35 protein-coding genes are annotated in these 25,630 nt (G+C 67.5%); 8 read left to right on the top strand and 27 right to left on the bottom strand.

The window, feature by feature from the left end:
* Nucleotides 1-20: 20 nt before the first annotated feature.
* From ACFQZY_RS09610 to ACFQZY_RS09600, 3 genes are read right to left on the bottom strand one after another with little or no spacing between them, the layout of a single operon-like run.
* Nucleotides 21-290, bottom strand: a complete 270-nt coding sequence (locus ACFQZY_RS09610; protein WP_377415405.1) for an HPr family phosphocarrier protein — start codon at nucleotides 288-290, stop codon at nucleotides 21-23.
* Nucleotides 259-714, bottom strand: a complete 456-nt coding sequence (locus ACFQZY_RS09605; protein WP_377415404.1) for a PTS sugar transporter subunit IIA — start codon at nucleotides 712-714, stop codon at nucleotides 259-261. Before ACFQZY_RS09605 ends, ACFQZY_RS09610 begins: the two co-directional genes overlap by 32 nt.
* Nucleotides 711-1,925 (bottom strand): MFS transporter, encoded by a 1,215-nt coding sequence (locus ACFQZY_RS09600; protein ID WP_377415403.1) that lies wholly within the window; start codon nucleotides 1,923-1,925, stop codon nucleotides 711-713. Before ACFQZY_RS09600 ends, ACFQZY_RS09605 begins: the two co-directional genes overlap by 4 nt.
* A 39-nt stretch (nucleotides 1,926-1,964) precedes the next feature.
* Here ACFQZY_RS09600 and ACFQZY_RS09595 point away from each other — a divergent pair, with 39 nt between their 5' ends.
* From ACFQZY_RS09595 to ACFQZY_RS09580, 4 genes are all read left to right on the top strand, one after another.
* On the top strand, nucleotides 1,965-3,200 hold the full coding sequence (locus tag ACFQZY_RS09595; RefSeq protein ID WP_377415402.1) for a CaiB/BaiF CoA transferase family protein: 1,236 nt from the start codon (nucleotides 1,965-1,967) through the stop codon (nucleotides 3,198-3,200).
* 11 nt (nucleotides 3,201-3,211) lie between these two features.
* Entirely contained in the window at nucleotides 3,212-3,946 is a 735-nt protein-coding gene (locus ACFQZY_RS09590) for an alpha/beta fold hydrolase (protein WP_377415401.1), read from the top strand.
* A 68-nt stretch (nucleotides 3,947-4,014) separates the two neighbouring features.
* Complete coding sequence (locus ACFQZY_RS09585; RefSeq protein WP_377415400.1) at nucleotides 4,015-5,160, top strand: hypothetical protein; 1,146 nt, start codon at nucleotides 4,015-4,017, stop codon at nucleotides 5,158-5,160.
* Between the two features lie 42 nt (nucleotides 5,161-5,202).
* Nucleotides 5,203-5,703: a TlpA disulfide reductase family protein gene (locus ACFQZY_RS09580; protein ID WP_377415399.1), complete on the top strand. Its 501-nt coding sequence runs from the start codon at nucleotides 5,203-5,205 to the stop codon at nucleotides 5,701-5,703.
* 21 nt (nucleotides 5,704-5,724) lie between these two features.
* Here the strand turns inward: ACFQZY_RS09580 and ACFQZY_RS09575 are convergent, their stop codons facing one another.
* On the bottom strand, nucleotides 5,725-6,174 hold the full coding sequence (locus ACFQZY_RS09575) for a c-type cytochrome (protein WP_377415398.1): 450 nt from the start codon (nucleotides 6,172-6,174) through the stop codon (nucleotides 5,725-5,727).
* 42 nt (nucleotides 6,175-6,216) lie between these two features.
* On the opposite strand from ACFQZY_RS09575, the gene ACFQZY_RS09570 reads away from it, so the two are divergent.
* Both ACFQZY_RS09570 and ACFQZY_RS09565 read left to right on the top strand, forming a co-directional pair.
* Nucleotides 6,217-6,891 (top strand): cytochrome b/b6 domain-containing protein, encoded by a 675-nt coding sequence (locus ACFQZY_RS09570; protein ID WP_377415397.1) that lies wholly within the window; start codon nucleotides 6,217-6,219, stop codon nucleotides 6,889-6,891.
* A gap of 67 nt (nucleotides 6,892-6,958) precedes the next feature.
* A complete protein-coding gene (locus ACFQZY_RS09565; RefSeq protein ID WP_377415554.1) occupies nucleotides 6,959-7,432 on the top strand; it encodes a GNAT family N-acetyltransferase in 474 nt (157 codons plus the stop codon).
* A gap of 16 nt (nucleotides 7,433-7,448) precedes the next feature.
* On the opposite strand, the gene ACFQZY_RS09560 is transcribed toward ACFQZY_RS09565, so the two are convergent.
* The 21 genes from ACFQZY_RS09560 to ACFQZY_RS09460 all read right to left on the bottom strand — a co-directional run bounded on the left by ACFQZY_RS09560 (nucleotide 7,449) and on the right by ACFQZY_RS09460 (nucleotide 21,887).
* Complete coding sequence (locus tag ACFQZY_RS09560) at nucleotides 7,449-7,955, bottom strand: peroxiredoxin (RefSeq protein WP_377415396.1); 507 nt, start codon at nucleotides 7,953-7,955, stop codon at nucleotides 7,449-7,451.
* Nucleotides 7,956-8,039: 84 nt separating this feature from the next.
* Entirely contained in the window at nucleotides 8,040-8,309 is a 270-nt protein-coding gene (rpsQ, locus tag ACFQZY_RS09555) for a 30S ribosomal protein S17 (RefSeq protein ID WP_377415395.1), read from the bottom strand.
* A gap of 9 nt (nucleotides 8,310-8,318) precedes the next feature.
* Nucleotides 8,319-8,522 carry a 50S ribosomal protein L29 gene (gene rpmC, locus ACFQZY_RS09550; protein ID WP_377415394.1) on the bottom strand — a complete coding sequence of 68 codons (204 nt, stop codon included), beginning with the start codon at nucleotides 8,520-8,522 and terminating at the stop codon, nucleotides 8,319-8,321.
* A 17-nt stretch (nucleotides 8,523-8,539) separates the two neighbouring features.
* On the bottom strand, nucleotides 8,540-8,956 hold the full coding sequence (rplP, locus tag ACFQZY_RS09545) for a 50S ribosomal protein L16 (protein WP_377415393.1): 417 nt from the start codon (nucleotides 8,954-8,956) through the stop codon (nucleotides 8,540-8,542).
* A 2-nt stretch (nucleotides 8,957-8,958) separates the two neighbouring features.
* Complete coding sequence (gene rpsC, locus ACFQZY_RS09540) at nucleotides 8,959-9,855, bottom strand: 30S ribosomal protein S3 (RefSeq protein WP_377415392.1); 897 nt, start codon at nucleotides 9,853-9,855, stop codon at nucleotides 8,959-8,961.
* Between the two features lie 14 nt (nucleotides 9,856-9,869).
* Nucleotides 9,870-10,199, bottom strand: a complete 330-nt coding sequence (rplV, locus tag ACFQZY_RS09535) for a 50S ribosomal protein L22 (RefSeq protein WP_013899634.1) — start codon at nucleotides 10,197-10,199, stop codon at nucleotides 9,870-9,872.
* Between the two features lie 9 nt (nucleotides 10,200-10,208).
* Nucleotides 10,209-10,487, bottom strand: a complete 279-nt coding sequence (gene rpsS, locus ACFQZY_RS09530; RefSeq protein WP_377415391.1) for a 30S ribosomal protein S19 — start codon at nucleotides 10,485-10,487, stop codon at nucleotides 10,209-10,211.
* A 10-nt stretch (nucleotides 10,488-10,497) separates the two neighbouring features.
* Nucleotides 10,498-11,322, bottom strand: a complete 825-nt coding sequence (gene rplB, locus ACFQZY_RS09525; RefSeq protein WP_377415390.1) for a 50S ribosomal protein L2 — start codon at nucleotides 11,320-11,322, stop codon at nucleotides 10,498-10,500.
* A gap of 2 nt (nucleotides 11,323-11,324) precedes the next feature.
* Nucleotides 11,325-11,660 carry a 50S ribosomal protein L23 gene (gene rplW, locus ACFQZY_RS09520; protein WP_377415389.1) on the bottom strand — a complete coding sequence of 112 codons (336 nt, stop codon included), beginning with the start codon at nucleotides 11,658-11,660 and terminating at the stop codon, nucleotides 11,325-11,327.
* Entirely contained in the window at nucleotides 11,657-12,277 is a 621-nt protein-coding gene (rplD, locus tag ACFQZY_RS09515; protein WP_377415388.1) for a 50S ribosomal protein L4, read from the bottom strand. The genes rplW and rplD overlap by 4 nt, the downstream gene beginning before the upstream one ends.
* Nucleotides 12,277-12,948: a 50S ribosomal protein L3 gene (gene rplC, locus ACFQZY_RS09510; RefSeq protein ID WP_377415387.1), complete on the bottom strand. Its 672-nt coding sequence runs from the start codon at nucleotides 12,946-12,948 to the stop codon at nucleotides 12,277-12,279. Before rplC ends, rplD begins: the two co-directional genes overlap by 1 nt.
* Before the next feature lie 190 nt (nucleotides 12,949-13,138).
* The gene (gene rpsJ / locus ACFQZY_RS09505; protein ID WP_145895499.1) at nucleotides 13,139-13,450 is read right to left on the bottom strand and encodes a 30S ribosomal protein S10; all 312 of its coding nucleotides are present in this window, start codon (nucleotides 13,448-13,450) and stop codon (nucleotides 13,139-13,141) included.
* A gap of 4 nt (nucleotides 13,451-13,454) precedes the next feature.
* Nucleotides 13,455-14,645, bottom strand: coding sequence for an elongation factor Tu (tuf, locus tag ACFQZY_RS09500; RefSeq protein WP_377415386.1), 1,191 nt, complete (start codon nucleotides 14,643-14,645; stop codon nucleotides 13,455-13,457).
* A gap of 122 nt (nucleotides 14,646-14,767) precedes the next feature.
* Entirely contained in the window at nucleotides 14,768-16,870 is a 2,103-nt protein-coding gene (fusA, locus tag ACFQZY_RS09495) for an elongation factor G (RefSeq protein ID WP_377415385.1), read from the bottom strand.
* A 71-nt stretch (nucleotides 16,871-16,941) separates the two neighbouring features.
* Nucleotides 16,942-17,415 (bottom strand): 30S ribosomal protein S7, encoded by a 474-nt coding sequence (rpsG, locus tag ACFQZY_RS09490; protein WP_377415384.1) that lies wholly within the window; start codon nucleotides 17,413-17,415, stop codon nucleotides 16,942-16,944.
* Between the two features lie 162 nt (nucleotides 17,416-17,577).
* A complete protein-coding gene (gene rpsL, locus ACFQZY_RS09485) occupies nucleotides 17,578-17,955 on the bottom strand; it encodes a 30S ribosomal protein S12 (RefSeq protein ID WP_027477404.1) in 378 nt (125 codons plus the stop codon).
* Nucleotides 17,956-18,168: 213 nt separating this feature from the next.
* Complete coding sequence (locus tag ACFQZY_RS09480) at nucleotides 18,169-19,326, bottom strand: D-alanyl-D-alanine carboxypeptidase family protein (protein WP_377415383.1); 1,158 nt, start codon at nucleotides 19,324-19,326, stop codon at nucleotides 18,169-18,171.
* A gap of 26 nt (nucleotides 19,327-19,352) precedes the next feature.
* Complete coding sequence (locus ACFQZY_RS09475) at nucleotides 19,353-19,979, bottom strand: alpha/beta hydrolase (RefSeq protein WP_377415382.1); 627 nt, start codon at nucleotides 19,977-19,979, stop codon at nucleotides 19,353-19,355.
* Between the two features lie 4 nt (nucleotides 19,980-19,983).
* The gene (locus tag ACFQZY_RS09470) at nucleotides 19,984-20,325 is read right to left on the bottom strand and encodes a ferredoxin (protein ID WP_377415381.1); all 342 of its coding nucleotides are present in this window, start codon (nucleotides 20,323-20,325) and stop codon (nucleotides 19,984-19,986) included.
* 10 nt (nucleotides 20,326-20,335) lie between these two features.
* Nucleotides 20,336-21,445 carry a VanZ family protein gene (locus ACFQZY_RS09465; protein ID WP_377415380.1) on the bottom strand — a complete coding sequence of 370 codons (1,110 nt, stop codon included), beginning with the start codon at nucleotides 21,443-21,445 and terminating at the stop codon, nucleotides 20,336-20,338.
* Between the two features lie 13 nt (nucleotides 21,446-21,458).
* Nucleotides 21,459-21,887 (bottom strand): CopD family protein, encoded by a 429-nt coding sequence (locus tag ACFQZY_RS09460; protein WP_377415379.1) that lies wholly within the window; start codon nucleotides 21,885-21,887, stop codon nucleotides 21,459-21,461.
* A 282-nt stretch (nucleotides 21,888-22,169) separates the two neighbouring features.
* On the opposite strand from ACFQZY_RS09460, the gene hemB reads away from it, so the two are divergent.
* Nucleotides 22,170-23,171: a porphobilinogen synthase gene (hemB, locus tag ACFQZY_RS09455; RefSeq protein WP_377415378.1), complete on the top strand. Its 1,002-nt coding sequence runs from the start codon at nucleotides 22,170-22,172 to the stop codon at nucleotides 23,169-23,171.
* Between the two features lie 7 nt (nucleotides 23,172-23,178).
* Nucleotides 23,179-24,282, top strand: a complete 1,104-nt coding sequence (locus ACFQZY_RS09450; RefSeq protein ID WP_377415377.1) for a magnesium transporter CorA family protein — start codon at nucleotides 23,179-23,181, stop codon at nucleotides 24,280-24,282.
* Between the two features lie 16 nt (nucleotides 24,283-24,298).
* Here the strand turns inward: ACFQZY_RS09450 and ACFQZY_RS09445 are convergent, their stop codons facing one another.
* Both ACFQZY_RS09445 and ACFQZY_RS09440 read right to left on the bottom strand, forming a co-directional pair.
* Nucleotides 24,299-24,985, bottom strand: coding sequence for a dienelactone hydrolase family protein (locus tag ACFQZY_RS09445; protein WP_377415376.1), 687 nt, complete (start codon nucleotides 24,983-24,985; stop codon nucleotides 24,299-24,301).
* Nucleotides 24,986-25,023: 38 nt separating this feature from the next.
* Entirely contained in the window at nucleotides 25,024-25,629 is a 606-nt protein-coding gene (locus tag ACFQZY_RS09440) for a 2-hydroxychromene-2-carboxylate isomerase (protein WP_377415375.1), read from the bottom strand.
* Nucleotide 25,630 lies beyond the last annotated feature (1 nt).

The following is a 25,630-nucleotide window of genomic DNA, read 5'->3' as shown; positions in this document are numbered from 1 at the left end:
CTCCAGCCCGGTGGCGGGCCTCATTCTCCCTCGCCGAACTTGTCGGCGATCAATGCCAGCAAGGCATCCATGGCCTCCTGCTCACGCTCACCCTCGGTCTCGAGCACGACCTCGGAGCCCAGCCCGGCGGCCAGCATCATCACGCCCATGATGCTCTTGGCGTTGACGCGCCGCTCGCCGCGGGAGATCCACACCTCGCAGGGAAAGCTGCCTGCCAGCTTGGTGAGCTTGGCCGAGGCGCGGGCATGCAGGCCCAGCTTATTGCTGATGGTCGTGGTGGTCCGGGTCATGGGTCGGTCGCTTCTGGTTCTGGGGGGCGGTCACGGTCACCTGCATCACGCCCTGCGTGCCGCCGCTGACGGCACGCGCGACGAGCGAGTCCATCGACTCGTGGCGGTAGCTCACGCTGCGAAGCAGCATCGGCAGGTTCACGCCAGTGACCAGCCGCGAGCGCACGCCATCGACGAGCTTCTGCGCCACGTTGCTCGGGGTGGCGCCGAAGATATCGGTGAGCACGAGCACGCCGGTGACCTGGGGGGAGTGCGTGAGCTGCTCCATCGCGATGCGGGCGGTGGCCAGCGTCTCCTCGGGGGAGAGGTTCGGCTGCACGTCGATCGCGCCGACACCGGCGCCGCAATCCGGGAACACGTGCAGGGCGCACTGCCGCAGCGCGTGCGCCAGGGGCGCGTGGCCGATGATCAGGATCGCGTTCATTGCCGTTGATTATCCTGCCTGCCGGCCACCGACCAGGCCCAGGCCGCGACGCTGGCGACCAGGAACACCGCCATCGCCGCCCGGAAGCTTGGCGGGTCGGCCCAGCCCAGGGCGCGGAAGCCGTCCACCAGAAGGCCGATGCCCCACTGCACGAGGAAGATGCCGGAGAAGATGACCAGGTTGTAGGCCGAGAGCGCGCGCCCGGCCAGCGCCGGCGGGAAGGCCAGGCCGACCGCGGGCTGCGCCAGCGAGGCGAAGGTGGTGCCGGCGCAGAACGCCGCCCAGTGCCAGGCCCCGGCCTCCTCGCCCTGGAGGATGATCGCGACCATCGCCGCAAAGCCCAGGGGCAGGCCGCGGGCGATCAGCCGGTCGGTGGTCCAGCCGCGGGCGAACAGCCAGGGCGTGAGCAGCCCCCAGCCCCAGAACGAGGCCAGCATGCACAGGTTGATGGTGAACAGGCCCGTCGCCGCCTGCGCCGGCGTGTAGCCCGCCACGCGCACCAGCCAGGGCCCGGCCCACAGCGTCTGCATGGCGACCATGCCCCCGTACGTGATCAGGCCCACCGGGACCATGCGCCGGAAGTAGGGGTGGCGCCAGACCTCGCGGTAACTGGTGTCGCCATCGCCGTCCGCGGGCCGGGCGGCCGGCCATGCCGGCACCTTCCAGGCGATCACCACCCAGGCCAGCGCGAGCAACGCCGCCAGGCCCCAGAACAGCGGGCGCCAGCCCACCACCGGCATCAGCCACTGCACCGGCAGCGTCGAGGCCACCATGCCGCTGGAGCCCGTCATGAGCATCCAGGAGTTGGCGCGCATCTGCGCGTGGGGCGTGAGCCAGCGGCGAAAGCCGGTCATGGGCGCCATCAGGCTGGCGCTCAGGCCGACCCCGCACAGCACCCGCGCGGCGAGCAGGCCCGAGAAGCCGGTGGCCAGGGAGAACGCCAGGCAGGCCGCCACGGCCACGGCCATGAAACCGAGCACCACCCGCTTCGGGCCGTGGCGGTCCAGCCAGCGCCCCAGGGGCAGCTGCGTGATCGCGAAGCCGATGAAGTAGCCGCCGGCGAGCAGGCCGAGGTCTCGCGCGTTCAGCGCGAATTCCTGGGTGAGGGTGGGCGCCAGGGTGGCGGTGATCGCGCGCACCAGCGCGGAGAAGAAGTAGGCGAACGCGAAGGCGATGAACACCACCACCGCGTCACGGCGAGACAGGAGCATCCGCGGATTATGGGTGGAGCTTCGGGGCAGAATTCCCCCATGAACTCACTTGACGGCATCCGAGTCCTGGACCTCTCCCGCGTGCTCGCCGGCCCCTGGTGCACCCAGACCCTGGCCGACCTGGGCGCCGACGTGATCAAGATCGAGCGCCCCGGCACCGGCGACGACACCCGCGGCTGGGGCCCGCCCTTCCTGCAGGACACCGAGGGCCGGGACACGCCGGAGTCGGCCTACTACCTGGGCGCCAACCGCAACAAGCGCTCGGTCACCTGCGACATCGCACGTCCCGAGGGCCAGGCCCTGATCCGCGAGCTGGCGGCGCATTGCGACGTGTTCGTCGAGAACTTCAAGGTCGGCGACATGGCCCGCTACGGCCTGGACTACGACAGCCTGCGCGCGATCAACCCGCGCATCGTCTACTGCAGCATCACCGGCTTCGGCCAGGACGGCCCCTACGCCGAGCGCGCCGGCTACGACTACGCGGTCCAGGGCATGGGCGGCCTCATGAGCATCACCGGCGAGCGCGACGACCTCGGCGGCGGCCCCCAGAAGGTGGGCGTGGCCGTGGCCGACCTGTTCACCGGCCTGAATGCCACCGTGGCCATCCTGGCGGCGCTGCGCCACGCCGAGCGCACCGGCGAGGGCCAGCGCGTCGACATGGCCCTGCTGGACACGCAGGTGGCCATGCTCGCCAACCTCGGGGCCAACTACCTGGTCTCGGGCAAGGTGCCGGGACGGGCCGGCAACGCCCACGCCAACATCGTCCCCTACCAGGTGTTCGAGGTCGCGCCCAAGGCCGATGGCTCGGCCGACCACATCATCCTGGCGGTGGGCAATGACGGCCAGTTCGCCAAGTTCTGCGAGGTGGCAGGCTGCGGGGAACTCGCCGCGGACCCGCGGTTCATCCGCAACCAGGACAGGGTGCGCCATCGCGCCACCCTGGTGCCGATGCTCGAGGCGGTGATGAAGACGCGGCCGAAGGCGCAGTGGCTGTCGGCCCTGGAGGCCGCCAAGGTCCCGTGCGGCGCCATCAACAACCTGGCCGAGGTCTTCGACGACCCGCAGGTCAACGCGCGGGCCATGGTCGACACCTGGGCCCACCCGCACCGGCCCGGCTTGCGCCTGGTCGCCAGCCCGATCAAGCTTCGGGGCACGCCCGTGCGCAAGGACCTGCCGCCGCCGCTGCTGGGGCAGCACACGCGGGAGGTGCTGGCCGATGTCCTCGGGCTCGAGGCCGACCGCATCGAGGCGCTGCAACGCGAGCAGGTGATCTGAGAGGGATTCGAATGGCCCACTTCGTCCTCGTCCATGGCGCCTGGCATGGCGGCTGGTGCTGGCAGCGCGTGCTGCAGCAGCTGGCCGCGCAGGGGCACCGCGCCCATGCCGTCACGCTCACCGGCGTGGGCGAGCGCGCCCACCTGCTGTCCCCGGCGATCACGCTGGAAACGCACATCGCCGACATCACCGCCCTCATAGAGGCCGAGGAACTGCGTGACGTGGTGCTGGCGGTGCACTCGTACGCCGGCATGCTCGGCACCGCCGTCGCCGACCGTATGGGCGAGCGGCTGCGCCACCTCGTGTACGTGGACGCGGTCGTACCGCAGCCGGGCGAGATGTGGTGCAGCACGCATTCCGCCGCCACCCGAGAGGCGCGCATCGCCGCGTGCGAGGCCTCGCCCGACTACGCCTTCCCGCCGCCCGACCCCTCGGCCTTCGGCCTGGCCGGCGAGGACCACGCATGGGTGCAGCGCCGCCAGGTGCCGCATCCGGGGCACACGTACACCACGCCGCTGCCTTTCGACGCGGCGCGCGTGGCGCGCACACCACGCACCTTCATCGACTGCACGCGGCCGGCGCTGGCCACCATCGACGCCAGCCGGCAGCGCGTTCGCGACCCGGCTTTCTGGGGCGGCCAGTGGGCGGCCGGCGGCGGCGCACGCATCGTCGAACTCGCCACCGGCCACGACCCCATGGTGAGCGCGCCGCGCGAACTGGCCGACCTGCTGGCCGCCTGCGCCTAGCCAAAAGGTCGCAAACCGATGCGTTTTCTCCTAGAGTGTCAACTGCAGAGATGACACCCGGAGGGGAAGTGAACGACAAGTCGAACGGGACCGGCGCAACGGCGCCCGGCGCCGCCGCCACAGCGGCCCCGGCGGCGCCTGCCCGCGAACCGCTCCAGCCGGTCTCCGGCCCGCAGCTGGCCTCGGCCATCGGGGCCGCGCTGGCCGCCCCCCTGGCCCGCCTCGAACACCTGGCGGCCAGCCTGCGCGCGCGCCGCGACCTGCCCGAGGCCGAACAGGCCGAACTCGACGCGGGCCTGTCCGACATCCACCGCATTGCCATCCAGAGCCAGCAGGTCGGTCGCCTGGCCCACGGGCGCCTGCGCCAGTCGCACGAGAAGCTGGCCCTGCACCAGGCGGTGCATGACATCCTGCTGGAACGCCATGCGGCCTTCCAGGCCCGGGGCATGGAGGTGCGCCAGAGCCTGCGGGCCGTCGAGGTCATCGTCGACGCAGGCCTGCTCGTCGGCCTGCTGGGCGCCGCCACCGATTGGGCCGCGCACCAGGGCTCGCACCTGATGGTGAAGCTGGGGATGCAGAACTGGCCCGAGCACGGCCTGCTGGTGATCAAGGCGGTCGGCGCCGCGGCCGGGCGCGACCCGGACTGCCTCGCCTGGTTCCTCGTGCAGCACTTCGCGCAGGCCATGGAGGTCCGTGTCGACCGCGCCTTCGACGCCGAGTCGGCGCAGCTCACCCTGGAGTTCACCCGGACCGTGCGCAACCTCTCCGGCCTGACCACGCTCGACACCGAGCGCAAGGACAGCGGGCCCGACACCTGGCTGGTCGCCAGCGGCAGCAGCCGTCAGTTCGCGGGATCCCGTGTCCTCCTGGTCACCGACGACCCCGCGCTGCAGCGGGACGTCGCGCGTGTCTGTCAGCGCCTGGACCTGCGACTGGACACCGTGCCCTCGACCAGCAAGGCCACCCGCGCCTGCGAGCTGTCCACCCCACACCTGATCGTCATCGACGAGAACCTGCACGACGCCGACTTCGACCACCTGCATGCCGACCTCCTGCAGCGCAACCTGCGCTTCCCGGTGATCGAGGTGGCGCCGCAGAACAGCGGCTTCGCCATCTCGTCCTGGGACGCATCCAGCACCAGCCGCATCGGCCGCGATTCCATCCGAGAGCGGCTGCCGGAGGCGATCGAGATGGAACTGGGCAAGGCGGCCTGACTCCAAGTCCTACAATTTCGGACTCAGACAGGATCCTGATCGATGAAGACGCGTGTTTGGAGTGCCGCCCTGGTGGCCGTCGTCGTGGCCGCAGCGGCCGCCGTCTACCTGGGCACCGGCCGCTCCGCGGCCCCGGCCTCCACCTTCGTGCTGCTCGATGGCAGCCAGCAGACCACCGCCAGCCTCAAGGGCCAGGTGACGCTGGTCAATTTCTGGGCAACCAGCTGCGTGACCTGCGTGGCCGAGATGCCCGAACTGGTGGCCACCCACGAGAAGTACCGCAGCCGCGGCTACCAGACGCTGGCTGTGGCCATGAGCTACGACCCGCCGGCTTACGTGGTCAACTTCACGCAGAGCCGCAAACTGCCGTTCCAGGTGGCGATCGACAACACCGGCGCCGTGGCCAAGGCCTGGGGCGATGTGGCGCTCACCCCCACCACCTACCTGGTGAACAAGCGCGGCGAGATCGTCAAGCGCTATGTCGGCGCGCCCGACTTCGCCGAGCTGCACAAGCTGATCGAGAAGCTGCTGGCGGAGGCCTGAGCCCCCGCCGCAGGCGCCGAATCAGTTGGCGCGGTAGTTGTCGTGGCAGGCCTTGCAGCTGGCCGCGGTGCTCCCGAACGCGGTCTTGAGGTTGTCCAGATTGTTGGTCTTGGCGGCCGCCGACAGCTTGGCGGTCTCGGCCACCATCTTCTCGGCGTAATCCTTGAACTTGGCCTGCTCCGCCCAGATCTCCGGCTTCGCCTTGGCGGACAGCTTCTCGCTGCCGGGCACGAAGCCGGCCCAGGGCAGGCGGGAGAGTTCGCTGAGCACCTGTGCGTTGTCCTGGGCGACCTTGGCGTCGAAGGGCACCCGGCCATTGGCCATCTGGCCCAGGCGGGTCAGGTGGGTGCCCATCAGGCTCAAGGCGCTCTGGCGGTACTTCACCGCGTCCTCCGGCTTGGCGAACTGGGCGCTGGCGGGGACGGCGGCCAGTGCGGAAACGGCCAGGATCAGGGTCGCGGGGAATTTCATCAGGTCTCCAGTTGGTTGATGGACAAGCGACACAATGTATACATGAATCATGAGACCGTGCGGGTCTGGGACCTGCCCACCCGACTCTTCCACTGGGCCTTGCTCGCCTGCGTGATCGGCCTATTCGTCACCGCCTACGCGCCCGGCAACTGGATCGACTGGCATGCGCGCCTGGGGTTCTCGGTGCTCGCCCTTCTGCTGTTCCGGCTGGTCTGGGGATTCATCGGCGGGCACTGGTCACGCTTCGCGACCTTCCTGCCCAGCCCGGGTCGCATCCTGGCCCACCTGCGCGGGCAGCCCGGCGAGGCGCAGCGGCTGGGGCACAACCCGCTGGGATCACTGTCCGTCCTGGCCATGCTGGCCGTACTCGCCGCCCAGGTCGGCACTGGCCTGGTGGCCGATGACGAGATCGCCTTCACCGGCCCGTTGAACCGCTTCGTCAGCACGGCGAGCGGCCTGGCTGCCACCGCCTGGCACAAGGGCTGGGGCCAGTGGTTGCTCCTGGGTCTCATCGGCCTGCACGTGGCCGCCATCGTCTTCTATGCACGGGCGCGGCGTACCGATCTGGTCGGGCCCATGCTCCATGGGGACAAGCGAGTGGCTGGCCCGGCAATCTCCGCGCGCGATGACCTGGTCGTTCGGCTGTGCGCGCTGGTGGCGTTCACCGCGTGCGGCGCTGGGGTCTACGTGCTGGTAAACCTCCTGCCGCCTGCCTGAGGCCCGCGCTACACTGAGCCTCCCGCATTTCCGACGTTCCGCGGTGGACACCCTCCAGAAAGCAGAGATCCAGCTGATCGCCGCCCACCCGGGCGAGCACCTCGACACCGTCCGCGCCATCTTTCGCGAGTACGCGCAAGGCCTGGGCATCGACCTGTGCTTCCAGGACTTCGAGGGTGAATTGCGCGACCTGCCCGGTGATTACGCGCCGCCGCGCGGCGCGCTGCTCCTGGCTGCGGTGGACGGTGCGATTGCCGGCTGCTGCGCGCTGCGGCCCCTGGATTCGAGCGACTATCCCAACGCCGCCGAGATGAAGCGCCTGTACGTGCGCAAGGCGTTCCGCGGCTTCGGCCTGGGTCGCCGGCTGGCCGAGGCCACGCTCGACGCGGCCCGCCAGGGCGGCTACGCGAGCGTGCTGCTCGACACGCTCAGCGACATGGAGGCCGCGCGCGCCCTCTACGAGGAGCTGGGGTTCGAGGAGATCCCCCCCTACTACCACAACCCCATCGCGGGGGCGCACTACCTCAAGGTCGACCTTTGAGCTGACGGCCGAGGGCTCAGCCCTTGGCCTGGGCCAGCATCGTGGCCGCGTCGCTCACTTCAAACTTGCCCGGCGCCTCGATGTTCAGCGAGACGACCTTGCCGTCCTTGACGAGCATCGAGTAGCGGTTGCTGCGCAGGCCCATGCCGCGCGCGGTGAGGTCCAGCGTCAGGCCGGTGGCCTTGGTGAAGTCGGCGCTGCCGTCACCCAGCATGCGCACCTTGCCGTCGGTCTTCTGGTCACGCGCCCAGGCGCCCATCACGAAGGCGTCGTTCACGCTCACGCACCAGATCTCGTCGACACCCGCGGCCTTGAGCTCGGCGGCCTTCTCGACATAGCCGGGCACATGCTTGGCCGAGCAGGTCGGCGTGAAGGCGCCGGGCAGGCCGAAGATGGCGATGGTCTTGCCGGCGGCGGACTTGGCGACGTCGACCGGGTTGGGGCCGATGCTGCAGCCATTGCCCTCGACTTCCGAGTACTCCTGCAGCGTGGCGCCGGGGAGGGTGTCTCCGACCTTGATCATGGGTGTTGTTCCTTGTGTGTTGTTGAAAAAGAAAAACGGCCCACGATTGTGGGCCGTTTTCAAAGGGCGCGCAGGGCCGGGGTATCAGACCTCGGCGGCCTTCTCGACCAGGCGGGTCGCAACCCAGTTCTTGGTCTTGGAGATCGGGCGGGACTCGGTGATCTCGATGATGTCACCGATGTGGTACTCGCCCTTCTCGTCGTGCGCGTGGTACTTGCTGGACTTGGCAACGATCTTGCCGTACAGCTCGTGCTTCACGCGACGCTCGACCAGGACCGTCACGGTCTTGGCGCGCTTGTCGCTCACCACCTTGCCGATCAGGGTGCGCTTGAGGGAGGTTTTGGCTTCCGTCATGTTCACTCCTTACTTGGCGGATTCCGCACGCTTCTGGGCCAGGATGGTCTTGGCGCGAGCGATATCGCGGCGCGTGGCGCGCAGCGTGGCGGTGTTGTTCAGTTGTTGCGTGGCCTTCTGCATGCGCAGGCCGAAATGGGCCTTTTGCAGATCCTTGACCTCGGCTTCCAGGCCGGCAACGTCCTTCTGGCGCAGTTCAGCAGATTTCGTCATGTCGATGTTCTCCTGAATCAAGCGCCGAGCATGCGGCTGACGAACGTGGTGCGCAGCGGCAGCTTGGCGGCAGCCAGCTTGAACGCTTCGCGAGCGAGTTCCTCGGGGACGCCGACGATCTCGTACAGCACCTTGCCCGGCTGGATCTCAGCCACGTAGTACTCGGGGTTGCCCTTGCCGTTACCCATACGCACTTCAGCAGGCTTCTGGGAGATCGGCTTGTCGGGGAACACACGGATCCAGATGCGGCCGCCACGCTTGACGTGACGGGAGATCGCGCGACGCGCGGCCTCGATCTGGCGGGCCGTCAGGCGGCCACGGTCCGTGGACTTCAGGCCGAAGTCACCGAAGGCCACCGAGTTGCCCCGGGTGGCGATGCCGGTGTTGCGGCCCTTTTGCTCTTTACGGTATTTCCGGCGAGCGGGTTGCAGCATGTTTACTCTCCTTTGCCGTCGGACGCAGCGCCCGGCGCGGCAACCTTGCGGGTCACGCGCTTAACGGCAGATTTCGGTGCATCGGCACCTGCGGTTGCTTCTTGCGGCTTGTCGCTGCCGTCAGCGGGGGCCACGTTGCCGGCGCCGGCACGGCGCGGGCCGCCACGGCGGTCGCCACCGGGGCGCTGGCCGTCACGACGCGGGCCGCGCGGACCGCGACGCTCCTCGCCTTCGGGGCGGGGGGTGCTGTCCAGCGAGGGAGCGTCAGCGCGACCCAGCGTGTCGCCCTTGTAGACCCACACCTTGACGCCGATGACGCCGTAGGTGGTCTTGGCTTCGGAGAAGCCGTAGTCGATGTCGGCGCGCAGGGTGTGCAGCGGCACACGGCCTTCGCGGTACCACTCGGTACGGGCGATCTCGATGCCGTTCAGGCGGCCGGCGGACATGATCTTGATGCCCTGGGCGCCCAGGCGCATCGCGTTCTGCATGGCGCGCTTCATGGCGCGGCGGAACATGATGCGCTTTTCGAGCTGCTGGGTGATGCTGTCGGCGATCAGCTGGGCATCGACTTCGGGCTTGCGCACTTCCTCGATGTTCACTGCGACGGGCACGCCCAGGCGGGTCGAGAGTTCCTTCTTCAGGTTCTCGATGTCCTCGCCCTTCTTGCCGATCACGACGCCCGGACGAGCCGAGAAGATCGTGATGCGGGCGTTCTTGGCAGGGCGCTCGATCAGCACGCGCGACACGGCGGCGTTTTTCAGCTTGGCCTTCAGGTACTCACGCACCTTGATGTCTTCGGCCAGCATGCCGGCGAAGTCACGGTTGTTGGCGTACCAGCGGCTGGCCCAGTTGCGGCTGACCGCAAGGCGGAAGCCGGTCGGATGGATTTTCTGTCCCATGTTCTTCCTAGGCCTTAGTTACCGACGGTCACGTACACATGGCACGTGGGCTTGCTGATGCGGTTGCCGCGACCCTTGGCACGCGCGGTGAAGCGCTTGAGGGTGGCGCCCTGCTCGACGTAGATGGTCTTGACCTTCAGTTCGTCGATGTCGGCACCGTCGTTGTGCTCGGCGTTGGCAATGGCGGACTCCAGAACCTTCTTGACGATCACGGCAGCTTTCTTCTGCGTGAAGTTCAGGATGTTCAGAGCCTGATCCACCTTCTTGCCGCGGATCAGATCAGCGACCAGACGGCCCTTGTCGACCGAAAGACGGACGCCCCGGAGGACTGCACGAGTTTCCATGGTCATTCCTTATTTCTTCTGGACTTTCTTGTCCGCGGGGTGACCCTTGAAGGTACGGGTCAGGGCGAATTCGCCCAGCTTGTGACCCACCATCTGGTCGGTGACGTAGACGGGCACGTGCTGCTTGCCGTTGTGGACGGCGATCGTCAGACCGATGAACTCGGGCAGGATCATGGAGCGACGCGACCAGGTCTTGATCGGCTTCTTGTCCTTGGTGGCCACGGCCTTCTCGACCTTGGCGACCAGGTGATGGTCAACGAACGGACCCTTTTTGAGAGAACGAGTCATTGGCTACCCCTTACTTCTTGCGACGCGACACGATCATGACCTGCGTGCGCTTGTTGTTACGGGTGCGGTAGCCCTTGGTCAGGTTACCCCACGGGTCCACCGGCACGCGGCCTTCGCCGGTACGACCTTCACCACCACCGTGCGGGTGGTCGATCGGGTTCATGGCGGTACCACGGACGGTCGGGCGAATGCCCATGTGACGCTTCACACCGGCCTTGCCGAGCTGGCGCAGGCTGTGCTCTTCGTTGGCGACCTCACCGATGGTGGCGCGGCACTCGATGTGGATCTTGCGCACTTCACCGGAGCGCATGCGAACCTGGGCGTAGATGCCTTCGCGAGCCAGCAGGGTGGCGGAGGCGCCAGCCGAGCGGGCGATCTGCGCGCCCTTGCCGGGTTGCAGCTCGATGCAGTGGATGGTCGAGCCCACCGGGATGTTGCGGATCGGCAGGGTGTTGCCAGCGCGGATCGGGGCTTCCGAACCGGACAGCAGCGTTGCGCCGACTTCCAGGCCACGCGGGGCGATGATGTAGCGACGCTCGCCGTCGGCATAGCACACCAGGGCGATGTGGGCCGTGCGGTTCGGGTCGTACTCGATGCGCTCCACCTTGGCGGGGATGCCATCCTTGTTGCGACGGAAGTCCACCACACGGTAGTGGTGCTTGTGGCCGCCGCCCTTGTGGCGAACGGTGATGTGGCCGTTGTTGTTGCGGCCAGACTTCTGGTGCTGGGGTTCCAGCAGGGGCGCGTAGGCCTCACCCTTGTACAGGTGGTCACGCGTGACCTTGACCACGGCGCGCTGGCCGGGCGAGGTCGGTTTCATCTTGATGACGGCCATGATTAAGCAGCCTCCCCAGAGAGGTTGAGCTCTTGACCCGGCTTGAGCGTCACGTAGGCCTTGCGCACGTTGTCGCGGCGGCCCACCGAGCGGCCGAAGCGCTTGGTCTTGCCTTTGGTGTTCACCACGGAGACGCCGGTGACCTCGACCTTGAACATCAGTTCAACGGCGGCCTTGATCTCGGGCTTGGTGGCGTCTTGCAGCACCTTGAACGTCACAGCATTGGACTTCTCGGCCACGGCGGTCGCCTTCTCGGAGACGATCGGGGCGACGAGGACCTGCATGAGACGGCCTTCATCGAACTTGCGTTCGGCGGGGGTGGGGTTCACACGGCTCATGCGAACATCTCCTTGAGCTTCTCGACGGCGCCCTTGGTCACGAGGACCTTCTTGTAGTGCACCAGCGACAGCGGATCGGCGTAGCGGGGCTCGACAACCAGCACGTTGACCAGGTTGCGCGAGGCCAGGTACAGGTTCTCGTCCACTTCCTCGGCGATGACCAGGACGGAGTCCAGGTTCATGGCCTTGAACTTGGCAGCCAGCGGCTTGGTCTTGGGCGAGTCCACCTTGATGGAGTCGACCACGGCCAGACGGCCTTCACGGGCCAGCTGGGAGAAGATGGAGGCCATGCCGGCGCGGTACATCTTCTTGTTGATCTTCTGGGTGAAGTTCTCTTCCGGGCTGTTCGGGAAGATGCGGCCGCCGCCACGCCACAGGGGCGAGGAGGTCATACCGGCGCGGGCGCGGCCGGTGCCCTTCTGCTTGAACGGCTTCTTGGTCGAGTGCTTGACCTGCTCGCGGTCCTTCTGGGCGCGGGTGCCTTGACGGGCATTGGCCTGGTAGGCGACGACGATCTGGTGAACCAGGTCTTCGTTGTACTCGCGGCCGAACACGGTCTCGGGGGCGTCAAACTTGGACGCGGCCTGGCCCTGGTCGTTCAGGAGTTCGAGTTGCATTACTGGGCTCCCTTGACCTTGGCCTTCACGGCCGGACGCACGGTGACGAAGCCGCCCTTGGAGCCGGGAATGGCACCCTTGATCAGCAGCAGCTGACGGGCTTCGTCGATGCGGATCACGTCCAGGTTCTGGGTGGTGACGGTCACGTCGCCCAGGTGGCCGGACATCTTCTTGCCGGGGAACACGCGGCCCGGATCCTGGGCCATCGAGATCGAGCCCGGGACGTTGTGCGAGCGGCTGTTACCGTGCGAGGCGCGCTGCGAAGCGAAGTTGTGACGCTTGATCGTGCCGGCGAAGCCCTTACCGATCGAGGTGCCCTGCACGTCGACCTTCTGGCCCACGGCGAACACGTCGGCAGCAGGCACCACGGCGCCAGCGGCGTACTTGGCGGCGGCTTCGGCGGTGACGCGGAATTCCTGGACGATCTCACCGGCTTCGACACCCGCCTTGGCGAGGTGGCCGGCTTGCGGCTTGGTCACGCGCGAAGCTTTGCGCGAACCGAACGTGACCTGCAGGGCCACATAGCCGTCGTTCTCTTGGGTCTTGACCTGGGTCACACGGTTGTTGGACACGTCCACCACCGTGACGGGCACTGCGTCCCCGTCATCGGTGAACAGGCGCATCATGCCCACCTTGCGGCCCAGCAACCCGAGGGAGTTGCTCTGACTCATGTTTGTTACTCCGTTGCTTCCGCCGCAGCCGCTTCAATTGGCTTCTGCGTTTGACGTCCCCAGTCGCAAAAAGCGGTGGAAACGGCGAAAGAAGGTTAATGAAAGCCCCACCCAAAATGGGCGGAGCCACAAATTATAGCCCGCCCTCACCATTGCTGGCAAGGGCGGGCCTCAAGAGAAGCAGTTGGTATTACTGCAGCTTGATTTCGACGTCGACGCCGGCCGGCAGGTCCAGCTTCATCAGGGCGTCAACCGTCTTGTCGGTCGGGTCGACGATGTCCATCAGGCGCTGGTGCGTGCGGATCTCGAACTGGTCGCGCGACGACTTGTTGACGTGCGGCGAACGCAGGATGTCGAAGCGCTTCATGCGGGTCGGCAGGGGCACGGGGCCCTTGACGATCGCGCCGGTGCGCTTGGCGGTGTCGACGATCTCGGCGGCAGACTGGTCGATCAGCTTGTAATCGAAGGCCTTGAGGCGGATACGGATCTTTTGCTGGGCCATCTGATTACTCCATGATCTTGGCAACGACGCCGGCGCCGACGGTCTTACCGCCTTCGCGGATGGCGAAGCGCAGACCTTCTTCCATGGCGATCGGGGCGATCAGCTTGACGGTGATCGTCACGTTGTCGCCAGGCATGACCATTTCCTTGTCCTTCGGCAGCTCGATCGCGCCGGTCACGTCCGTGGTACGGAAGTAGAACTGCGGACGGTAGTTGTTGAAGAACGGCGTGTGACGGCCACCTTCGTCCTTGGACAGCACGTACACCTCGGCGGTGAAGTGCGTGTGCGGCTTGATGGAGCCGGGCTTGCACAGCACCTGGCCGCGCTCGACTTCTTCACGCTTGGTGCCGCGCAACAGGATACCCACGTTGTCGCCAGCCTGGCCCTGGTCCAGCAGCTTGCGGAACATTTCCACGCCCGTGCAGGTGGTCTTCAGGGTCGGCTTGATACCGACGATCTCGATTTCCTCGCCGACCTTGATGATGCCGCGCTCGACGCGACCGGTCACCACGGTGCCGCGGCCAGAGATCGAGAACACGTCTTCCACCGGCATCAGGAACGCGCCGTCAACCGCACGCTCAGGCGTGGGGATGTAGGAGTCCAGGGCCTCGGCCAGCTTCAGGATCGCGCCTTCGCCCAGCTCGCCCTTGTCGCCTTCCATCGCCAGCTTGGCCGAACCCTTGATGATCGGGGTGTCGTCGCCAGGGAAGTCGTACTTGGACAGCAGCTCGCGCACTTCCATCTCCACCAGCTCGAGCAGCTCGGCGTCGTCGACCATGTCGCACTTGTTCAGGAAGACGATGATGTAGGGCACGCCCACCTGGCGGGCCAGCAGGATGTGCTCACGGGTCTGGGGCATCGGGCCGTCAGCGGCCGAGCACACCAGGATGGCGCCGTCCATCTGGGCAGCGCCGGTGATCATGTTCTTGACGTAGTCGGCGTGGCCAGGGCAGTCCACGTGGGCGTAGTGGCGGTTGGCCGTCTCGTACTCGACGTGGGCGGTGTTGATCGTGATGCCGCGAGCCTTCTCTTCCGGGGCCGCATCGATCTGGTCGTAGGCCTTGGCTTCGCCGCCGAACTTGGTGGCCAGCACGGTGGTGATCGCCGCCGTCAGGGTGGTCTTGCCGTGGTCCACGTGGCCAATGGTGCCCACGTTCACGTGCGGCTTGGTCCGCTCGAATTTACCTTTTGCCATTTTCAAAAACTCCAAAGAGCAACGCCCGTGTACAGGTTTTAGGTCTGCACCGCATTGCTGGATCCCACGCCACGGGCAACGTGGGGCATGCGGTCGCAGACCGGCTGAAAATCAGCGCTGGTTTACTTGGCGCGAGCCGCGACGATCGCGTCGGCCACGTTCTTCGGAGCTTCGGCGTAGTGCTTGAACTCCATCGTGTACGTGGCACGGCCCTGCGACATCGAACGCAGCGTGGTCGAGTAGCCGAACATTTCGGACAGCGGGACCTCGGCCTTGATGGCCTTGCCGCCGCCGACCATGTCGTCCATGCCCTGGACCATGCCACGGCGGGAGGACAGGTCGCCCATCACGTTGCCGGCGTAGTCCTCGGGCGTCTCGACTTCCACGGCCATCATGGGCTCGAGGATGACGGGGTTGGCCTTCTTGGCGGCTTCCTTGAAACCGAAGATGGCGGCCATCTTGAACGCCTGCTCGGACGAGTCCACGTCGTGGTACGAACCGAAGGTCAGGGTGACCTTGACGTCAACGACGGGGTAGCCGGCCAGCACGCCGGAGTTCAGGGCTTCGATCACGCCCTTTTCCACCGCCGGGATGTACTCGCGAGGCACCACGCCGCCCTTGATGGCGTCGACGAATTCGAAGCCCTTGCCGGCTTCCTGCGGCTCGAGCGTGAACACGACGTGACCGTACTGGCCCTTGCCGCCGGACTGGCGAACGAACTTGCCTTCGACGTCGGTGACCTGCTTGCGCACGGTTTCGCGGTACGCCACCTGGGGCTTGCCCACGTTGGCTTCCACGCCGAACTCGCGCTTCATGCGGTCGACGATGATTTCGAGGTGCAGTTCGCCCATGCCGCCGATGATGGTCTGGCCGGACTCTTCGTCGGTCTGCACGCGGAAGGACGGGTCTTCAGCGGCCAGGCGGGACAGGGCGATGCCCATCTTCTCCTGGTCGGCCTTGGACTTGGGCTCCACGGCCTGGCGGATCACCGGCTCGGGGAAGACCATGCGCTCCAGGGTCACGACGGATTCCGGATCGCACAGGGTTTCACCGGTGGTGACGTCCTTCAGGCCCACGCAGGCGGCGATGTCGCCGGCGCGGATCTCGTCCACTTCCTGGCGGTTGTTCGCGTGCATCTGCACGATACGGCCGATACGCTCCTTCTTGCCGCGCACCGAGTTGTACACGGTGTCGCCCTTGGACAGCACGCCGGAGTACACGCGCACGAACGTCAGCTGGCCCACGAACGGGTCGGTCATCAGCTTGAACGCCAGGGCGGAGAACTTCTCGTTGTCGTCGGCCTTGCGGCTGGTGGGCTGCTCGTCTTCGTCCGTGCCGGCCACCGGGGGGATGTCCACCGGGGAGGGCAGGAAGTCGATCACGGCGTCCAGCATGCGCTGCACACCCTTGTTCTTGAAGGCGGTGCCGCACAGCATCGGCTGGATCTCGGTCGCGATCGTGCGGGTGCGGATGCCCAGCTTGATCTCTTCCTCGGAGAGGTCGCCCTCTTCCAGGTACTTGTTCATCAGGTCTTCGCTGGCCTCGGCAGCCGCTTCAACCATCTTCTCGCGCCATTCCTTCGCGGACTCGACCAGGTCGGCCGGGATGTCCTCGTAGTTGAACTTCATGCCCTGGGAGGCTTCGTCCCAGATGATGGCCTTCATCTTGAGCAGGTCGACCACGCCCTTGAAGTTTTCCTCGGCACCGATCGGGATCACGATCGGCACGGGGTTGGCCTTCAGGCGCAGGCGCATCTGGTCATAGACCTTGAAGAAGTTGGCGCCGGTACGGTCCATCTTGTTGACGAACGCGAGGCGGGGCACCTTGTACTTGTTGGCCTGGCGCCAGACGGTTTCCGACTGGGGCTGCACGCCACCCACGGCGCAGTACACCATGCAGGCGCCGTCCAGCACGCGCATGGAACGCTCCACCTCGATGGTGAAGTCCACGTGGCCGGGGGTGTCGATGATGTTGAAGCGGTGCTCGGGGTAGGACAGGTCCATGCCCTTCCAGAAGCAGGTCGTGGCGGCGGACGTGATCGTGATGCCGCGCTCCTGCTCCTGCTCCATCCAGTCCATGGTGGCGGCGCCGTCGTGCACTTCGCCGATCTTGTGGTTCACGCCGGTGTAGAACAGGATGCGCTCGGTGGTCGTGGTCTTGCCGGCGTCGATGTGCGCGGAGATGCCGATGTTGCGATAGCGCTCGATGGGCGTATTGCGGGCCATGATGAATCTCTTTCGGTTGAAACGGATTCGGGCCCGCTCGTGGCGGGCCCGTCATCCAGGGGAGGAATTGCTTAGAAGCGGAAGTGGCTGAAGGCCTTGTTGGCCTCGGCCATGCGGTGAACCTCGTCACGCTTCTTCATGGCACCACCGCGGCCTTCGGTGGCTTCCATCAGCTCGTTGGCCAGGCGCTGGGCCATCGACTTCTCGCCACGCTTCTTGGCGGCTTCCTTGAGCCAGCGCATGGACAGGGCCAGGCGACGCACCGGGCGCACTTCGACGGGCACCTGGTAGTTGGCGCCGCCGACGCGGCGGGACTTCACTTCCACCATCGGCTTGATGTTGTTGATGGCGGTGGTGAAGACTTCCAGCGGGTCCTTGCCCGGCTGCTTCTTCTCGATCTGCTCGAGTGCGCCATAGACGATGCGCTCGGCGACCGCCTTCTTGCCGCCTTGCATGATCACGTTCATGAACTTGGCGAGCTCGACATTGCCGAACTTGGGATCCGGCAGGATTTCACGTTTAGGGACTTCGCGACGACGTGGCATTTCTTACCTCTTCAATTGCTTCAGTTGGCGCACCCTTCCGGGATTGCCGCGAGAGCCATCAGGACCCTCACTTACTCGACCCGCAGGCGACATGCCTGTTTGGGGTCACTACGCCGGACCAGCCTGCCAAGGCGGCTCCAGCACCGATGAACGAATGACCGCTTAGGCCTTCTTCGGGCGCTTGGCGCCGTACTTGGAGCGGGCCTGCTTGCGATCCTTCACGCCTTGCAGGTCCAGCGAACCGCGGACGATGTGGTAACGCACACCGGGCAGGTCCTTGACACGGCCGCCGCGCACGAGCACCACGGAGTGTTCCTGCAGGTTGTGGCCTTCACCGCCGATGTAGGAGATGACCTCGAAGCCGTTGGTCAGGCGCACCTTGGCGACCTTACGCAGCGCGGAGTTCGGCTTCTTGGGGGTCGTGGTGTACACGCGGGTGCACACGCCACGACGCTGGGGGCTGTTTTGCATCGCGGGGCTCTTGGATTTGGTCTTTTCGACCTCCCGGCCCTGACGCACGAGTTGGTTGATGGTTGGCATTAAACGTCCCTAAACGTCTTCAAACAATCTGCCGGTACGCCAGGCCCCAGCAGGGACCGAAACGCATGCGCCCCGGCTCCAGCAGGAGCAAAAGCGCAAACACGGCAGGCACAAATTCCCCGCCCCAATAGCGGGAAAGCCCTCCAGTATATCCCGCGGCCCCGCCAGAGGCAAACCTGGCGCGGCCAGCGGGCCGGAGTTAAACTTTTCGTATTACTTGATCCAGAGGCGCACGGCGTCCCAGGCGCGGCCCAGCACGCCGGCCTGGGGCACGGCCTCCAGGGCCACGAGGGGCACGTCCACCACCGGTTGGTCAGCGGCCGAAACCTTCAGCACACCCACCGCCTGGCCACGGGCCAGGGGCGCCACCAGGGGATCGGGACGCACGACCTGCGTCTTGATCCGGGCCGCCATGCCCGCGGGCACGGCCACCACGATGGGCTGCGGGCGGCCGAGCTTGGCCTTGCCCTCGGTCCCCTTCCAGACATCGGGGGTGACCACGGCCTGGTTGGCATCGAACAGCTTGACCGCCTCGTAGGCGGTGTAGCCCCAGTTCAGGAGCTTCTGCGACTCGCCGGCCCGGGCGTTCTCGTTGGCCGCGCCCAGCACGATGGACAGCAGGCGGCGGCTGCCCACGTTCGGGAAGTCGCGCCTGGCGGTGGCGATCAGGCAGTAGCCCGCGGCGTCCGTGTGGCCGGTCTTGAGGCCGTCCACCGTCGGGTCGCGGAACAGGAGCATGTTCCGGTTGGTGTCGTTGGTCGCCGGCGTGCCCGGGTAGTGGTACTTCTTGATGGCGTAGTAGCCCACGTACTCCGGAAAGTCCTGCATCAGGCGGGTGGCCAGGATGCTCAGGTCGCGCGCGGTGGTGATGTGGCCGGCGGCGGTCAGGCCCTCGGGGTTGCGGTAGCTGGTGCCCTTCATGCCCAGGGCCTTGGCCTGGTCGTTCATCAGCTGGACGAAGCGCTCGACGCTGCCGCCCACGGCCTCGGCCAGGAGCACCGTGGCGTCATTGCCGGACTGGACGATCATGCCCTTGATCAGGTCCTCCACCGGCACCTGCATCTTGGGGTCGATGAACATGCGCGAACCCGGCATCTTCCAGGCGCGCTCGCTCACCGGCAGGGTCTGGGTCAGGGTCAGCTTCTTGGCCTTGAGCGCGTCGAAGACCAGGTAGGCCGTCATCAGCTTGGTCAGCGAGGCGGGCTCGACCGGCGAGTCGATGTCGCGGCCCACCAGGACCTGGTTGGCGGTGATGTCCACCAGCAGGTAGCTGCGGGCGGCGATCTCGGGCGGTTGCGGGGTCTGGGCCTGGGCGGCCAGGCAGCACAGGGCGAGCAGGGGCGCGGCCAGCGCCCGGAGGAATCGGTTCATGCGGTCGAAGCGGGGAAATCGAACGGTCAGCGCAGGTGGCGGGCCACCAGGCTCTTCAGCAGCGGTAATTGTCCGTGAAAGAAGTGCTCCACCCCGGGGATCACGGTAACGGGGAGCAACTGCGGGCGCGCCCAGTCCATCACGGCGGACAGGGGCACGGTGTCGTCCTGCTCGCCGTGGACCACCAGGGTGCGCTCATGCAGGTCGACAGGCACGGCGGCCGGCGCCGAGCGCACCACCGAGGTCCCCACGAGCACGAGGCGCTCGATGGCGCGCTGCGGCCACAGGTTCGCGACCACATGGGTGGTGACGAAGCCGCCGAAGGAGAAGCCGGCCAGGGCCAGCGGTCCCTCGGGCGCCACCTGGCCAACCAGGCCCAGCATGTCCTGCGCCTCGCCCAGGCCCTCGTCGTGCGCGCCTTCGCTGGCGCCCACGCCGCGGAAGTTGAAGCGGATGGCGGTCCACCCGGTCTGCACGAATGCGCGGGCCAGGGTCTGGACGACCTTGTTGTCCATGGTGCCGCCGAACAGCGGGTGCGGGTGGGCGATGACCGCCGTGCCGCGCGGCGCCATACCCTCCGCGGGATCGTCGCGCAGCGCCTCGATCACGCCGGCGGCGCCGGTGAAGCGCAGCTTCTGGGTACGCGGGTTCATGGGGTCAGCGCCCCAGGTGGGGCGGGGCGATCAGGCGCTCGACCACCTTGCCGTTCTTCAGGTGGGACTCGACGATCTCGTCGATGTCCGCGGCGTCGACATACGTGTACCAGACCGCCTCGGGGTAGACCACGGCCACGGGGCCCGCGGCGCAGCGGTCCAGGCAGCCGGCCTTGTTCACGCGCACCTTGCCCGGGCCGGCCAGGCCCGCTTGCTTCACCTTGGCCTTGCAATGGTCGAAGGCCTCCTGGGCCTTGTAGTTCGCGCAGCAGTCCTCGCCGTTGGCGCGCTGGTTCAGGCAGAAGAAGACGTGGTGCTTGTAGTAGGAGGAGGTCGGCTGGGTCATGCCGGGAATTCTAGGTGGCCCTCTCCGATCGGGAGGCCCGCAGCACCACGTACGCGATCACGGCATAGGGCCACAGCCACCCGAGCCACTGGGCCAGCCCGTTGAAACGGATGAAGCGCCCCTGCTCCCAGGCCTGGAGCGTGAGGCTGAAATAGGCGCTGGCCGGCGCCTGGTTCAACAGGCTCAGGTGCACCACGGATGCCAGCAGCACCAGCGCCGCGCAGCCCCGGCGCGGCACCGGAACGAGCAGCAGCGACAGCACCAGCCCGCCCACGAGCCCCAGCCGTACGGGCAGGGACAGCCAGGCCCAGGCATTCGCCGGCCCCCAGCTCAGGGCCGCCGACAGCGCCGAGGCGCCGAGGCCTGCCAGCAAGGTGGCAACGGCGAAGGCAGCGCGGCGCGGCAGTGACCGCATCACCGAATACCCCAGGAGGCAGGGAATCACCAGGCCGAGCGCGACGCACACCAGTTCGCTGCCCGGGACCAGGGGCTGCAGTTCCACGTCGCGCACGGGCAGCCACTCCAGGAACGGGGTGTCCATCAGCCAGTCGGTCAGCGCGATCTCGAGGCGCTCGAACACCTGCCCCAGTCCCAGGGGCACCGAAGCGGGGAATAGCAAGGCGAACGGCCACAGCGCAAGCAGGACCAGGGCGCCGCGCGACTCGTCGACGAACCAGCGCTGGCGGAAGCGGTGCCAGTGGTCGATCGCCCCGAACCGCTCCAGGCCCGCGGCCAGCACCCCGCCGAAGGCCACGCCGAGCACGTTCAGGGCGAAGTCCAGGTTGGACGGCACGCGCGCCGGCAGGTAGGTCTGCAGGGCCTCCATGGCGAACGACAGCGCGGCTCCCGCGAGGACGGCCAGGCCGATGGTGCGCCCCACCGCCCGCACGGCCGTGGTCCGCAGGCCCGCCAGGGCCAGCAGGAAGCCCAGGGGGGCATATCCGGCCACGTTGGCCGCGAGGTCGAACCTCGTCCAGTAGCGGGGCCAGGGGCTGGCGAGGAAGGCCCAGGGCGCGATGCCCTGGTCGCGCCAGCCGTCGAAGGGGTAGAGGCTGGCATAGACGATCAGCGCCGCATACGCCTGGGCCAGGGGCCAGGCGGACGTCTTGTGCGCAGCCATTGTGGCGACCGGGTCAGAACGGCTTGACTACCACCAGCACCACGCCCGCCACCAGCAGCAGCACCGGCACCTCGTTGAACCAGCGGTACCAGACATGGCTGCGGTGATTCCGGTCCGCCTCGAAGCGGCGCAGGATCGCGCCGCAGGCATGGTGGTAACCCAGGAGGGCGACCACGACCGCCAGCTTCGCGTGCATCCAGCCATTGCCCGGGCCGCGGCCGATGCCGTACCCGAGCCACAGCCACAGTCCCAGGGCGACGGCGGGCACCGCCAGCAGCGTCATGAACCGCATCAGCTTGCGCGCCATCAGCAGCAGGCGGTCGCGTTCAGCCGAGGCGCCCGGGCCGACCATGGCCAAATTGACAAATATTCGCGGCAGGTAGAAGAGACCGGCGAACCAGCTGGCGACGAAAACGATGTGGAAGGCTTTGACCCAGAGCATGGGGCCGAGTGTAGTGAGGCCGGCGCGGTCAAAAAAAACCCCGGCGCACAGCCGGGGTGGGAAGCCTTGTTGCTGTCACACATTAAGGCACCCGCTCAGGGAGGAAAAGCGGGGAGCGGCAAGCCGCCCGGGTCGAAATTTATCAGGGGGTCTATGGCGTTTCAAGCGCCATAGGGAGGAATTACCCGGAGATATCGGCAGAAAAGGCGCCCAAACCAAACCATAACTATTCATTCGGAAGGGCCTGGGCAGGCCGCCGCAGCCATGCGGCACAATTTTGCAATGACCCTGCACGCACCCTTCCCCCTGGGCCGCCCCCGCCGCCTGCGCCGCGATGAGTTCACCCGCAACCTGGTGCGCGAGCACCGGCTCTCGCCGCACGACCTGATCTACCCGGTGTTCGTGCAGGAAGGCAGCAACCGGCGTGACCCGGTGCCGTCGATGCCCGGCGTCGAGCGCCTGAGTCTGGACCTGCTGCTGCCGGTGGCCGAGGAGTGCGTGGCCCTGGGCATTCCGGTGATGGCCCTGTTCCCGGTAATCGACCCGTCCCTCAAGACGCCCGATGGCGCCGAGGCCTTCAACCCCGACGGACTGGTGCCGCGCGTCGTCGGCGAGTTGAAGAAGCGCTTTCCCGAGCTGGGCGTGATGACCGATGTCGCGCTCGACCCCTACACCAGCCACGGCCAGGACGGCCTGCTGGACGACACCGGCTACATCCTGAATGACGAAACCGTCGCCGTCCTCACGCGCCAGGCGCTGGCACAGGCCGAGGCCGGCGTGGACATCGTGGCCCCGAGCGACATGATGGACGGGCGCATCGCCTCGATCCGCCAGGCACTGGAGCAGGCCGGCCGCATCCATACGCGCATCATGGCCTACAGCGCCAAGTACGCCAGCGCGTTCTACGGCCCGTTCCGTGATGCGGTGGGCTCGGCCGCCAACCTCGGCAAGAGCAACAAGAAGGTCTACCAGATGGACCCGGCCAACACCGACGAGGCGCTGCGCGAGGTGGCCATGGACATCGCCGAGGGCGCCGACATGGTGATGGTCAAGCCCGGCATGCCGTACCTCGACGTGGTGCGCCGCGTGAAGGACGAATTCCGCGTGCCGACCTTCGCCTACCAGGTCTCGGGCGAGTACGCCATGCTCAAGGCCGCGGCGCAGAACGGCTGGCTGGATCACGACGCGGTGATGATGGAAAGCCTGCTGGCCTTCAAGCGCGCCGGCGCCGACGGCGTGCTGACCTACTTCGCGCGTGACGCCGCGCGACTGCTGCGGGCCTGACGCCGCCATGCGGATCGTCGAGTTCACCGAAGGCACGCTGCGCTTCCTGGACTCGGCGCCGCAGCAGCCGCCGTCGAGCGGCTTCCTCTGGGTCTACCTCGATCGCGAGGCGCTGCCGCAGCGGCTGGCCGAGCTGCAGGCGCTCACGCAGCGCCTGGGCGGCTCGACGCTGCTGGACCTGCACGTGAAGGACCTGGGCAACGCGGACCACCCGTCCAACTACGACTACACCTCGATCTACGACCTGGTGATATTCCGCCGCCTGGCCAGCCCCGAGGAGGTCGATGCCGACCTGCGTGGCGCCGCCATGCATACCGGGCCGGCGCAGGCCCTCGCCAGTTTCCGCCGCATCCGCACGCGGGCCATGGGCTTCGCCGTGTTCGACCGGCTGCTGGTGACGGTCCACCCAGCGGGCTGCATGACCGCGCGCACCTTCATCGAACGCTACGTGGCCGACACGGCATTGGCGGACGGCCAGGCCACCGTCTCGCGCAGCCGCCTGCCGGCGAGTCCCGCCGACCTGATGCTGCGCATGCTGAACGTGATGGTCGACGGCTACCTGGAGATGCGCAAGCAGCTCGCCGGCGAGCTGGGACAGTGGCAGGAGGGGCTGCTGCAGCCCCGCGGCGAGCGCGCGGACTGGCGCGCGCTGATGCTGGCGCGGGCCGAGCTGCACCGGCTCGAGGACCTGTGCGAGGACCAGCAGGACGCCCTCCAGGAATGGCTGGACACCGCGCGCGAGCAGCCCATGCCCTGGCTGTCGCAGGCCGAGCACGACACGCTGGTCGCGCGCGCCAACGACGTCATCGAGCATGTCGGCCGGGTGGTGCACCAGGTGCGCCGCATGGAGCAGGGCGCGGAGGCGGTGGTGCAGATCCACTTCTCGGCACAGAGCCACCGCGCCAACAACATCATGCGCACGCTCACCGCGCTGACCGCGATCTTCCTGCCGCTGAACCTGATCACCGGCATCTTCGGCATGAACTTCGACGCCATGCCCCTGCTGCACGAGGGGCGCGGCTTCTGGATCGCGCTGGGCGCCATGGCCGCCGTGGCGGCGGTCATGGGCGTGGTCTTCTGGCGCAAGCGTTACCTGCGCTCGGGGCGCTGAGGCCCCGCCGCGGCGATCAGGCGCGCAGGTGCTTGGCGAAGAAGGCCAGGGTGCGCTCGCGCGCCAGCTTGGCCGCGGCGGCATCGTACGAGCCGCGCTGGTCGCAGTTGAAGCCGTGGTTGGCGGCGTACACGTGCACCTCGACCTCCGGGTGCGCTCGCTTGAACGCTTCAACCGTGTCCATCGGGATCCAGTGGTCCTGGTCGCCGAAGTGCGCCATCACCGGCACGCGCGGCTGGCGGGCGGTCTCCTCGGGCGTGGTCACGCCACCGCCGTAATACGGCGCCGCGGCCGACAGGCCATGGACGCCGCAGGCCGCTCGCCAGGTCAGCAGGCCGCCCCAGCAGTAGCCCACCACGCCGACCTTGCCGGCCTGGCCGGCGTAGTCGACGGCAGCCTGGATGTCCTGCAGCACGCCGGGCGCGGGCAGGGCCTCGACCGCCGCCTTGAGGTCGATGCCGGCCTTCATGTCGGCCTCGGCATAGCCCAGTTCGACGCCGGCCTTCACACGGTGGAAGGTCGACGGCGCCACGGCCAGGTAGCCCTCCTGGGCATAGCCGTCGGCCACGGCGCGGATATGGGAGTTGACGCCGAAGATCTCCTGCAGCACCACCACCGCGCCCCTGGGCGCGCCGGCGGGACGGGCCACGTAGGCGGGGAAGGCGTGGCCGTCGGCGGCCTTGAGGTCGATGAATTCACCCATGGTTTCTCCTTGTGTCGTGAGTTGTCGTGGAAGGTGGGTCAGGCGGGCGCGCCGAGCTTGCGGGCCAGGAAGTCCAGCCGGTCCTGGCCCCAGAAGATCTCGCCGTCCACCACGTAGCTGGGCGCGCCGAACACGCCAAGCTCGATGGCAGCGCGGGTGTTGGCCTCGTAGGCCTCCTGCACGGAGACTTCGCGCGATGCCGCCAGGCACTCGGACGGCAGGCCCCGGGCGCGCAGCACGTCGGCCAGGACCTCGGCGTCGGCGATGTTGCGCTCCTCGGCCCACACCGCGGCGAGCAGGGCACCGGCCAGGCCGAGGGCGGCCTCGGCGCCCTCGCTGCGGTCGACCACGACGATCAGGCGCGCCGCATCATCGGCGGCAACGGGAAAGAACCGCGGCTTGAGGTTCAGGGGCAGGCCCAGGAATTTCGAGAAGCGTTCGAGCTCCACAAGGCGGTAGGCCTGCCGCTGCGGCGCGCGCTTGGCCAGCGGCAGGCCGCCCGAGACGGGGAAGACCTGGCCCAGGTCCATCGGCAGGACCCGCACCGGGGCGCCATGCTCGCGCGCCAGGCGCACGAGCCTGTCGTGTCCGAGGTAGGTCCAGGGGCTGTTCGGGGCGAAGTAGTAGTCGATGCGGCGGCTCACG

Origin of the sequence: Ramlibacter sp. GCM10027632, assembly GCF_042675325.1 — a bacterium.
Taxonomy (GTDB): domain Bacteria; phylum Pseudomonadota; class Gammaproteobacteria; order Burkholderiales; family Burkholderiaceae_C; genus Ramlibacter.
Note: the sequence above shows the minus strand (reverse complement) of the source record. Positions and strands in the feature narration are given on the sequence as shown.